Annotated in this window: 12 protein-coding genes and 1 pseudogene; 12 read left to right on the top strand and 1 reads right to left on the bottom strand. The window is 67.2% G+C overall.

From position 1 onward, the window contains the following. The 10 genes from AC27IQ_RS13410 to AC27IQ_RS13365 form a co-directional block, all read left to right on the top strand. Window positions 1-661: HAD-IC family P-type ATPase (locus AC27IQ_RS13410; protein WP_487089752.1), on the top strand; the 661-nt coding region annotated here is incomplete at its 5' end. After that, entirely contained in the window at window positions 661-798 is a 138-nt protein-coding gene (gene ccoS, locus AC27IQ_RS13405; RefSeq protein WP_272564155.1) for a cbb3-type cytochrome oxidase assembly protein CcoS, read from the top strand. The genes AC27IQ_RS13410 and ccoS, both read left to right, overlap by 1 nt. Window positions 799-1,029: 231 nt before the next feature. Beyond that, complete coding sequence (locus tag AC27IQ_RS13400; protein WP_487089751.1) at window positions 1,030-2,466, top strand: alpha/beta hydrolase; 1,437 nt, start codon at window positions 1,030-1,032, stop codon at window positions 2,464-2,466. A 594-nt stretch (window positions 2,467-3,060) separates the two neighbouring features. Beyond that, window positions 3,061-4,500, top strand: coding sequence for a cytochrome-c oxidase, cbb3-type subunit I (gene ccoN, locus AC27IQ_RS13395; RefSeq protein WP_272564153.1), 1,440 nt, complete (start codon window positions 3,061-3,063; stop codon window positions 4,498-4,500). A 19-nt stretch (window positions 4,501-4,519) separates the two neighbouring features. Further along, window positions 4,520-5,149 carry a cytochrome-c oxidase, cbb3-type subunit II gene (ccoO, locus tag AC27IQ_RS13390; RefSeq protein WP_272548311.1) on the top strand — a complete coding sequence of 210 codons (630 nt, stop codon included), beginning with the start codon at window positions 4,520-4,522 and terminating at the stop codon, window positions 5,147-5,149. Window positions 5,150-5,169: 20 nt separating this feature from the next. After that, window positions 5,170-5,307: a cbb3-type cytochrome oxidase subunit 3 gene (locus AC27IQ_RS13385; RefSeq protein WP_272548310.1), complete on the top strand. Its 138-nt coding sequence runs from the start codon at window positions 5,170-5,172 to the stop codon at window positions 5,305-5,307. A gap of 24 nt (window positions 5,308-5,331) precedes the next feature. Further along, window positions 5,332-6,246, top strand: a complete 915-nt coding sequence (gene ccoP / locus AC27IQ_RS13380) for a cytochrome-c oxidase, cbb3-type subunit III (RefSeq protein ID WP_487089750.1) — start codon at window positions 5,332-5,334, stop codon at window positions 6,244-6,246. Window positions 6,247-6,356: 110 nt separating this feature from the next. Next, entirely contained in the window at window positions 6,357-7,805 is a 1,449-nt protein-coding gene (gene ccoG / locus AC27IQ_RS13375) for a cytochrome c oxidase accessory protein CcoG (RefSeq protein ID WP_487089749.1), read from the top strand. Window positions 7,806-7,890: 85 nt separating this feature from the next. Beyond that, entirely contained in the window at window positions 7,891-8,175 is a 285-nt protein-coding gene (locus AC27IQ_RS13370; protein ID WP_284428870.1) for a FixH family protein, read from the top strand. Between the two features lie 45 nt (window positions 8,176-8,220). Continuing rightward, window positions 8,221-8,514 (top strand): hypothetical protein, encoded by a 294-nt coding sequence (locus tag AC27IQ_RS13365; RefSeq protein ID WP_487089748.1) that lies wholly within the window; start codon window positions 8,221-8,223, stop codon window positions 8,512-8,514. 31 nt (window positions 8,515-8,545) lie between these two features. Here AC27IQ_RS13365 and fnr read toward each other — a convergent pair whose 3' ends face one another. Then, window positions 8,546-9,265: a fumarate/nitrate reduction transcriptional regulator Fnr gene (gene fnr / locus AC27IQ_RS13360; protein WP_272564148.1), complete on the bottom strand. Its 720-nt coding sequence runs from the start codon at window positions 9,263-9,265 to the stop codon at window positions 8,546-8,548. A gap of 177 nt (window positions 9,266-9,442) precedes the next feature. Here fnr and hemN point away from each other — a divergent pair, with 177 nt between their 5' ends. Further along, window positions 9,443-10,825, top strand: a complete 1,383-nt coding sequence (gene hemN, locus AC27IQ_RS13355) for an oxygen-independent coproporphyrinogen III oxidase (RefSeq protein WP_284428869.1) — start codon at window positions 9,443-9,445, stop codon at window positions 10,823-10,825. 11 nt (window positions 10,826-10,836) lie between these two features. Beyond that, window positions 10,837-10,968, top strand: a pseudogene (locus AC27IQ_RS13350) (sulfite exporter TauE/SafE family protein); the annotation flags it as partial.

Genomic DNA, 10,968 nt, shown 5'->3' with positions numbered 1-10,968 from the left:
GGTGGTGCTGTCCGAGCAGCGCGGCGACGGCACGCGCGTGGAGCTGGCCCGGTTCGACTGGAGCGAAGACCTGCGCCCCGAAGCGGCCCGCGCGGTGCGCCGCCTGCGCGATGCGGGCGTGGCCGTGCAGTTGCTCTCCGGCGACCGGCCCGGCGCGGTGCGGCGCATCGCCAGGCAGGTGGGCATCGAGCTGGCGCAGGGCGACTGCACGCCGCAGGACAAGCTCGCGCTGCTGCAGGCCGAACAGGCGCGCGGCCACCGAGTGGCCATGGTGGGCGACGGGCTCAACGACGGGCCGGTGCTGGCGGGCGCCCATGTGTCGTTCGCCTTCGGCCGCGCCGTGCCGCTGGCGCAGTCGCGCGCCGATTTCGTGGTGATGGGCGGCGACCTGGAGCAGGTGGTGCAGACGCTGCTGCTGGCCCGCCGCACCCTGCGCGTGGTGCGGCAGAACCTGTGGTGGGCCGCGCTCTACAACGCGCTGTGCGTGCCGCTGGCCGTCGTGGGCTGGATGCCGGCGTGGCTCGCCGGGCTGGGCATGGCGTTCAGTTCGCTGCTGGTGGTCGCGAATGCGGCGCGGCTGGCAGCCGGTACCGGCTCCCCGTACGCTCCCGCTGCGGCACCAGCCGCCCACAGCGACGTGCCGCTGCTGGAAGGTGTGTGATGGACATCCTCTACCTGCTCATTCCCCTGTCCGTCGTGCTGGTGCTGCTGGTTTTGATGGGCCTGGGCTGGGCGGTTTCCCGGGGCCAGTTCGAGGATGTGGAGCAGGAGGGCGAGCGCATCCTGCGAGATGAATGACCGGAGCGCCAAGCCAAACCGTCCCGGCATTCAACGCCCGCCGCGTCACGCAGCGGCTGACGGGCCCCTATGGGGCTGACGGGCCTCTATGGCAGACCAACCGCTGCTGCCGCCACCCGTCGCCCGCGTGACAAACGCGCGGGAAAACCCGCACAGGGGTAGCGCAAGCCGTGCCTAGACTGGCGCCGCCAATCCGGGCGTCATTGCTCCCCTACCGAGAGAGAGACAACCATGCAGCCGATCCGCTTTTTGATTCCTTCCCGCACGGCTGCCATCGGCGCCGTCAGTGCGTTGCTGCTCTCGGCTTGCGGTGGTGGCGGGGGCCTCGTGCCAGAGGAAACCCGTGTACAAGACACCCGCACCAGTTTTGCCGTGGCCACCGCCAGCCTGCCTTTCGCGGCCATGGATGGCACCACGGTGCAGACCGACCGCTGGAGCGGCACGAATGCCGGCGCGGGCTACCGTGTAGAGGTTCCGAAGAACTGGAACGGTATCCTGGTGATGTACGCCCATGGCTATGCGGGTGAAGGCAATGCGCTGACCGTGTCCAACCCGGCCTTCCGGCGCTACCTGATCGAAAACGGCTACGCCTGGGCGGCATCCAGCTACACCAAGAATTTTTATGACGTGCGCGTGGGCGTGGAAGACACCAATGCGCTGGCCAATGCGTTTGTGGCGATTGCCGCCGCCAACGGCCGTGTGCTGTCAGAGCCTGCCCGCACCTATGTCACCGGTATCTCGATGGGCGGCCACATCGCCGCCGCCGCCATCGAGGACGAGGCGCAGCAAACGGCGGTCCACAAGCGGCGCTACCAGGGCGCCCTGCCGATGTGCGCCGTGCTGGGCGATCTGTCGCTGTACAACTATTTCGGTGCCTACCAGTTGGCGGCGCAGAAGCTGGCCGGTGTGCCCGCCGTCGCTGCACCCACCACCGACTGGGCCGCGCTCGCTCCGCGCGTGCGCGACGCCATGTTCGGCAGCCAGACATCGTTTGCGCCGGTGACGCCGCAAGGACAGAAGCTCAAAGACATCGTCATGAACCTGACCGGCGGGCCGCGGCCGATCTTCGACCAGGGCTTTGCCAATGCTCCGCTGCAAAACACCGTGTGGGGCACCTTCGGACGCGACGGCACCCTCAACGGCATCCTGAACAAGCAGGGAATCGACACCACCGGTACGGTCTACCGGTTCAATGCCAGCGCGGCAGAGGTGGCAGACTTCAACGCCACCATCGCGAAGTGGGTGCCGGCACCCGACGCCAACCGCCTGCGCACCGATGGCCTGCGCTGGGTGCCACAGGTCAATGGCCAGTTCCGCATCCCGGTGGTCACCCTGCATACGCTGGGCGACATGTACGTGCCCTTCCACATGGAGCAGGTCTACCGCGACCGCGTCGAGGCCAACGGCAATGGCCAGTGGCTGGTGCAGCGCGCCATTCGCGCCCCCAGCCACTGCGATTTCACCGTGGCCGAGCAGTCCGAAGCATTCAAGGCGATGGCCGATTGGGTTGAGAAAGGCACCAAGCCCGCGGGTGACGACGTGAAAACGCCCGCCACCGTCGCTGACGCACGTTATGGCTGCACCTATACCCGCAACGCAGGTGGGCGCGACGACAGTGCTGCAACCGTGGCGACCCGCGCAACCTTGCCCGGGTGCAGCGGCAGCTGATCTGGCGTCGACTCGAATGCAGGGCAAAGCCTTGTGGGGCGGGCCTTCTGGTACCGCCTCATGTGCGTCCCCTCTGCCGCTCAACCAGCCCAAGGGCAACTCTCCTTCGCTCCCTAAGCGGGACTGCGCCGACAGGAATCGCGGGTGTTTCAGGTCAGTGGCTACCAAGGTGCGTAGGCTCTTTCGGCTCGACGCAGAAAGGGAGTCTCGTCTGGGTGGTCGGTGTAGCGGCGAAGCAGTGACGTCCCTGCTGAACGACCAGTGAGGCCCGCCGTCCAGAATTTGGTCTTGGAAGGATGCCGAACCGCTCGTACACGCGGGTCTGGATCGCCTTGTTCATTGACAACACAGGTGTTGCGCTTCAGGTTCGAATCCGCCCGGTGACCGCGGCCTGACTCCTGATTTCTTGGTAGAGATCCATTGGCGATTCTCTGGTGGTTGCCGACTCATGCCAACCCTGTACGGGCAGCCGTGCTGCCAGTGGTTGGCCTGACGCTCTGTGACTCCGGCCGGATTCATCGCAACGATTGACATGCGTCAATGCCCCCAACGGGTATCCGGAAGAAACTTTCCGTGCAATCAAAGAGGTGCACGATGGAATCTCCAAAAACCGCTGCCGCGCATTACGACGACACCGTCGTGCGGCAGTTTTCGATCATGGCCGTGGTGTGGGGGGTGGTGGGCATGCTGGTCGGCGTCTTCATCGCCGCCCAGCTGGCCTGGCCGGAACTCAACTTCGGCATTCCCTGGCTCAGTTACGGCCGTCTGCGGCCGCTGCACACCAACGCGGTGATCTTTGCCTTCGGCGGCTGCGCGCTGTTCGCCACCAGCTACTACGTGGCGCAGCGCACCTGCCAGGTGCGCCTGTTCGCGGGGCCGCTGGCGTCGTTCACGTTCTGGGGCTGGCAGCTCGTCATCGTGGCGGCGGCCATCAGCCTGCCGCTGGGCTACACCACCGGCAAGGAATACGCCGAGCTGGAATGGCCCATCGACATCCTGATCACGCTGGTGTGGGTGTCGTACGCCATCGTGTTCTTCGGCACCATCGGCCGCCGCAAGGTGCGCCACATCTACGTGGCCAACTGGTTCTTCGGCGCGTTCATCCTGGCGGTGGCGCTGCTGCACCTGGTCAACAGCGCCGAAGTGCCTGCCGGCTGGATGAAGAGCTACTCGGCCTATGCCGGCGTGCAGGACGCGATGGTGCAGTGGTGGTACGGCCACAACGCCGTGGGCTTCTTCCTCACCGCGGGCTTCCTCGGGATGATGTATTACTTCATCCCCAAGCAGGCCGGCCGCCCGGTGTACAGCTACCGCCTGTCGATCGTGCACTTCTGGGCGCTGATCTTCACCTACATGTGGGCGGGCCCCCACCACCTGCACTACACCGCGCTGCCGGACTGGACGCAATCGGTGGGCATGGTGTTCTCGCTGATCCTGCTGGCCCCCAGCTGGGGCGGGATGATCAATGGCGTGATGACGCTGTCGGGCGCCTGGCACAAGCTGCGCGACGACCCCATCCTGCGCTTCCTGATCGTGTCGCTGTCGTTCTACGGCATGGCCACGTTCGAGGGCCCGATGATGTCCATCAAGACCGTCAACGCACTCAGCCACTACACCGACTGGACCGTCGGCCACGTGCATGCCGGCGCCCTGGGCTGGGTGGGCCTGATCACCATGGGTTCGCTGTACTACCTGATCCCGCGCCTGTTCGGCCGGGAAAAGATGCACTCGGTGCCTGCCATCGAGCTGCACTTCTGGATGTCCACCATCGGCATCGTGCTGTACATCGCCGCGATGTGGATCGCCGGCGTCATGCAGGGCCTGATGTGGCGCGCGGTCAACCCCGACGGCACGCTCACCTATACCTTCGTCGAAAGCGTGAAGGCCACCTATCCGTTCTACGTGGTCCGCTTCGCCGGCGGCCTGCTGTACCTGGGCGGCATGCTGGTGATGGCCTGGAACGTGTGGGCCACCGCCATCTCGGGCCGCTCGGTCAAGGTGTCGATCCCCGCCGTGAACACGGCCCATGCCTGAGCCCCGAGGAGCCCATTCCATGTCCGAACACAACCCCAAATCGGCCGGCTTCTCGCACGAGAAGATCGAAACCAACAACTTCCTGATGATCGTGCTGATCGTGCTGGTGGTCGCCATCGGCGGCCTGGCCGAGATCGTGCCGCTGTTCTTCCAGAAGTCCACCACCGAGCCCGTGACGGGCGTGCAGCCCTACACCGCGGTGCAGCTGCTGGGCCGTGACATCTACCTGCGCGAGGGTTGCTACAACTGCCACTCGCAGATGATCCGCCCCTTCCGCGCCGAGACGCTGCGCTACGGCCACTACTCGGTGGCCGGCGAGTTCGTGTACGACCACCCCTTCCAGTGGGGCAGCAAGCGCACCGGCCCCGACCTGCACCGCGTGGGCGGCAAGTACAGCGACGAGTGGCACCGCATCCACCTGAACAACCCGCGCGACGTGGTGCCCGAATCCAACATGCCCGCCTACAGCTGGCTGGAGAAGACGCCCGTCGATCCCGCCGTGGCCGCGCCGCGCATGAAGGCGCTGCGCACGGTGGGCGTGCCCTACACCGACGAGCAGATCGCCGCCGCGTCCGAGGAGGTCAAGGGCAAGACCGAGATGGACGTGCTCGTGGCCTACCTGCAGGTCATGGGCCGCGCCCTCAAGTAACGAACCGCAAGGAGCTGGTCATGGACATCACCACTGTGCGCATCGTCGCCACGCTGGCATCGCTGGCGTGCTTCCTCGGCATCCTGGTCTGGGCGTTCTCGCGCCGCAACCGGGCCCGGTTCGAGGAGGCCGCGCGCCTGCCCTTCGAGCAAGACTGATCCGCAAAAAACAATGAGAACGACATGAGTGACTTCACCCACAATTTCTGGTCGGTCTATGTGGCGGGGCTGACCGTGGTCGGCATCCTGGGCTGCCTGCTGCTGCTCTGGATCACGGCCCGCAAGAAGGTCGCGCCCAGCACCGACAACACCACGGGCCACGTCTGGGACGAGGACCTGCGGGAGATGGACAACCCCATGCCGCGCTGGTGGATGTGGCTGTTCGTGCTCACCATCGTCTTCGGCTTCGGCTACCTGGCCGTCTATCAGGGCCTGGGCCGCTTCGCCGGCCAGTTCGGCTGGACGCAGGCCGGCGAGTACGAGGCCGAGATGGCCAAGGCGCGCACCGAGCTCGCGCCGCTGTACGCCCGGTTCGCCGCGATGAAGACCGAGGACATGGCGGCCAACCCCGAGGCCATGGCCATTGGCGAGCGCCTGTTCATGAACAACTGCGCGCAGTGCCACGGCTCGGACGCACGGGGCAGCAAGGGCTTTCCCAACCTGTCCGACAACGACTGGCTGCACGGCGGCGCGCCGGAGAACATCCGCGAGACGCTGGAGAAGGGCCGCATGGGCACCATGCCGCCCATGGCCGCGGCCGTGGGTTCGCCGGAGGACATCCGCAACCTCGCGCACTATGTGCTGAGCCTGTCGGGCAGCCCGCACGACTCGCTGCGCGCCTCGCTGGGCAAGTCCAAGTTCACCGCCTGCGCGGCCTGCCACGGCATGGACGGCAAGGGCAATACGGCCCTGGGCGCGCCCAACCTGACCGACGACGTCTGGCTGCACGGCTGGGGCGAGGCGGCCATCACCGCCATGGTCAACCACGGCAAGGTCAACGTGATGCCGGCCCAGGCCGACAAGCTGACCGAGGCCCAGATCGGCGTGCTCACCGCCTACGTATGGGGCCTGTCCCACCGCGCGAACGCGGTGCGCTGACGGCGCCGATGCCACCGGGGAACGCGATCCGGGCCTTTCCCGCGGCGCGCCCTGGCCGGCGGCGCAGCCGCTGACGCGTTCCCTTGCCGGCCCACCCTTCGAGAACTGCCATGAAGCCACCCAGCGGGCCTGCCCGCAAGGTCATTCCCATCACCCCGGTCGCGCCTGGCGCCGCCGATGCGGCCGCCGAGATGGTGTCGCTGTACGAGGCGCAAAAGAAGATCTACCCGCGCTCCATCCGCGGCCTGTTCGCCCGCTGGCGCTGGGCCATGGTGGCCCTCACGCAGCTCGTTTTCTATGCGCTGCCCTGGCTGCAGTGGGGCGAGCGGCAGATGGTGCTGTTCGACCTGGGGGCGCGGCGCTTTTACCTGTTCGGGCTGGTGCTGTACCCGCAGGATTTCATCTACCTCACGGGCCTGCTCATCGTCAGCGCGATGTCGCTGTTCCTGTTCACCGCGGTGGCGGGGCGCCTGTGGTGCGGCTTCGCCTGTCCGCAGACGGTGTACACCGAGATCTTCATGTGGATCGAGCACCGGGTGGAGGGCGACCGCAGCGCCCGCCTGCGCCTGGATGCCGGGGGCTGGACCTTCGAGAAGGTGCGCAAGAAGGCGCTCAAGCAGTTCCTCTGGATCACGGTGGCGCTGTGGACGGGCTTCACCTTCGTGGGCTACTTCGTGCCCATCCGCCAACTGTCGGGCGAGCTCCTGGCGATGCAGGGCGGCTGGCAGATCTTCTGGGTGCTGTTCTACGGCTTCGCCACCTACGGCAATGCCGGCTTCATGCGCGAGCAGGTGTGCAAGTACATGTGTCCCTATGCCCGGTTCCAGAGCGCCATGTTCGACCGCGACACGCTCATCGTCACCTACGACGACGCGCGCGGCGAGCCGCGCGGTCCCCGCACCAAGACGGTGGATTACAAGGCCCGGGGCCTGGGCGACTGCATCGACTGCACGCTGTGCGTGCAGGTGTGCCCGGTGGGCATCGACATCCGCAACGGCCTGCAATACGAGTGCATTGGCTGCGGGCTGTGCGTGGACGCCTGCAACACCGTGATGGACAAGATGCACTACCCGCGGGGGCTGATCCGCTTTTCCACGCAGAACGGCGTGGCGGCTCGCTGGGGCCGGGCGCAGATGCTGCGCCGCGTGCTGCGCCCCCGCGTGCTGGTCTACAGCGCGTTGCTGGTGGCGCTGTGCGTGGGGCTGCTGTCCAGCCTGGTGCTGCGCACGCCGCTTAAGGTGGACGTGGTGCGCGACCGCGCCGCGCTCTCGCGCATCGTGGCCGGTGGGCAGCTGGAGAACATCTACCGCCTGCAGATCATGAATGCCACCGAGTCCGGCCAGCGCTACCGCATCGGAGCGAGCGGGCTGCAGGGGCTGCGCGTGGCGTCCGACGCCGAGGTGGAGATCGGCGCGGCCGAGTCCCGCTGGGTGGCCGTGCGCCTGCAGATCCCCTACGGCTCCGCGCCGCCCGGATCGCATGCCGTGCAGTTCGACGTGCAGGCGCTGGGCTCGGGCGGCCATGTCGCCGAGAAGTCGGTCTTCCTGGTGCCGCGATGAGCGCCGCCGGCCACACCGTCACCGTTTCAGGCGCCAGACCGCTGTTCCGACCGCATTTCTTCTTTTCCTGTCAGGAGTGAACACCATGCCATCCCCTATCGCCGCCGCACCGGCTCCCCTTCCTTCGGCCGCTCCCTGGTGGAAGTTCGGCTTCGTCTGGATGGTCATTGCCGGGCCGGCCATCGTGGTCGTGGCGGGTTTCACCACGCTGTGGGTGGCGGTCGTGCGCCCCGACCCGGTGGTGGCCGAGGACTACTACCGCCAGGGCATCGAGATCAACAAGACGCTGCAGGGCGCGCCGAACAGCCTGGCCCCGGCCATGAAGGCGCGCAACCATGCGGCCACCCCCGTGCAGGACCAGCCGCGCTGAAGGCGGCCTGTCCGCACCACCCCCCGAAACGAGGAGACAAGCGCAATGTGGACCCAACGCCTCATGTGGATTGCATGGCCCGCCTTCCTGATGGCGGGCGTGCTGGAAATGCTGGTCTTTGCCCTGGTGGACCCACAGGACATGCACTGGTTCGGACGGCCGCTGGCGCTCTCGCGCGAGGGGGTCTACACCATCGCCTTCTTCGCTTTCTGGCTGGTGACGATGGCGTCGAGCGCACTCACCACGCTGCTGGCCATGTCGCCGTTCGAACTGAACCGCTGCCCCGTGCCCGTGACCGACCGGCCCGCCGACTGCGCGCGCCACCACCCGGGCGCATGAAATGCCAGCGCCGGTGCCGCAGGCCGGCCGCTCAGTGGCAGTTCTGCGAGTTCACGATGCGCTTGAGCGCCGCGGTCTCCAGGATGCGCACGTGGCGCTGCTTGACCTCGACGATGCCGTCCTCGACGAACTTCGAGAAGGTGCGGCTCACCGTCTCCAGCTTGAGGCCGAGGTAGCTGCCGATTTCCTCGCGCGTCATGCGCAGCACGAGTTCGGACTGCGAGAAGCCCCGGGCATGCAGGCGCTGCACCAGGTTGAGCAGGAAGGCCGCCAGGCGCTCTTCCGCCCGCATGCTGCCCAGGAGCAGCATCACGCCGTGCTCGCGCACGATCTCGCGGCTCATGATCTTGTGCACGTGGTGCTGCAGCGCCGTGACCTCGCGCGACAGCTCCTCGATGCGGTCAAAGGGCATGACGCAGACCTCGGCGTCTTCCAGCGCGACGGCGTCGCAGGTGTGGTGGTCGCTGACGATGCCGTCCAGGCCGATGATCTCGCCGGCCATCTGAAAGCCCGTGACCTGGTCGCGGCCGTCTTCGGTGGCCACGCACGTCTTGAAGAAGCCGGTGCGGATGGCGAAGAGCGAACTGAAGGGCTCGCCATTGCGAAACAGGGTGGCCCCCCGCTTGACCTTGCGGCGCACGGCCACGATGTCGTCGATCCGCTGCAGTTGCTGATCGTTCAGGCCCAGCGGCATGCACAGCTCGCGAAGGTTGCAGTTCGAGCATGCCACTTTGATGGTTTGCGGATTCATGGGAAAAGGCCTTTGTGGTGAGGGGAGGGCGGGCGGCCGGCAGGGTGGTAGAGCCCGGGCGAACGCCGGGCACCTGTCATGGATCAATTGTGGCAGCGTGCGCCTGCAGAACCCTTGACCCAGGTCAAGGGTTTCCCCCGGGGCCTGCGGCACATTGGGCAGGCACAAGGAAATCCCATGATCGCTGTCACCCCTGAACTCCTGCGCCGCTTCGACGTGCCCGGCCCCCGCTACACCTCCTACCCGACCGCCGACCGGTTCGTGGAGGCCTTCGGACAGGACGACTACGTTCTCGCGCTGCAGCAGCGCCGCCTGGGGTCGGCCGCCAAGGCACTGCCCTTGTCGCTGTATGTGCACATTCCCTTTTGCGAGTCGCTGTGCTACTACTGCGCCTGCAACAAGATCATCACCCGCCACCCCGAGCGGGCCGAGGTGTACCTGCGCTATCTCAGCCGCGAGATCGACCTGCACACGGCCCAGTGTGGCGTGGGCCAGGTGGTGAGCCAGCTGCACCTGGGCGGGGGGAGCCCGACGTTCCTGTCGGATGACGGCCTGCGGTCGCTGATGGCCATGCTCCAGCGCAGCTTCACGCTTGCGCCCGGCGGCGAGTATTCGATCGAGATCGATCCGCGCACGGTGGACGCGGGCCGGCTGGCGCTGCTGGCGGAGCTGGGCTTCAACCGCCTGAGCTTCGGCGTGCAGGACTTCGACCCCGAAGTGCAGAAGGCCGTGCACCGCATCCAGCCGGCCAGCCAGGTCTTCGACCTGGTGGCCAGCGCGCGTGCGCTGGGCTTCGAGTCCATCAACGTGGACCTGATCTACGGCCTGCCGCGGCAGACACCCGAGTCCTTCGAGCGCACGCTCGAGCAGGTGGGCCGGTTGCGGCCGGACCGCATCGCGCTGTATGCCTACGCCCACCTGCCCGAGCGCTTCAAGCCGCAGCGCCGCATCGTGCCGGCGGATCTGCCGCTGGCGGCGTCGAAGGTGGCCATGCTGTCGCAATCGCTGCGGTCGTTCCAGGACGCCGGCTACGTCTATGTGGGCATGGACCACTTCGCGCTGCCGGGCGACGCCCTGGCCGTGGCCAAGCGCCAGGGCCGGCTGCACCGCAACTTCCAGGGCTACAGCACCCAGCCCGATTGCGACCTGCTCGGCCTGGGCGTGTCGGCCATCGGCCGCGTGGGCGCCACCTACAGCCAGAACGCCAAGACGCTGGACGAGTACTACGACTTCATCAACCAGGGGCGCCTGCCGGTGGTGCGGGGCCTGGCGCTCACGCGCGACGACCTGGTGCGCCGCTCCGTCATCATGGCGCTGATGTGCCAGGGCGAGGTGCTGTTCGAGCCGGTGGAGCAGGCGTGGCTGATCGATTTCCGGCAGTACTTCGCCACCGAACTGCAGGCACTGGAGGACCTGCAGGCGCAGGGCCTGGTCGTGCTCGGCCAGGAAGGCATCGAGGTCACGGCCATGGGCTGGTTCTTCGTGCGCGGCGTGGCGATGCTGTTTGATCGCTACCTGCAGGCGGACCGCAACCGCGCGCGCTTTTCCCGCATCATCTGAAGGACGCCGCCATGCCCGACACCCTGGTCTGGACCGCGTTGGCCATGGGGCTGGCAGGCGGCCCGCATTGCCTGGCGATGTGCGCGGCGCCCTGCGGGGCGCTGGTGCGCGCTGGCGGCCCGGCCCACGCCGCGGCGGAAAAC

This window comes from Acidovorax sp. KPB24-07 (assembly GCF_057543315.1).
The sequence above is the reverse complement of the archived record's forward strand: the minus strand, read 5'-3'. Positions and strand labels throughout refer to the sequence as shown.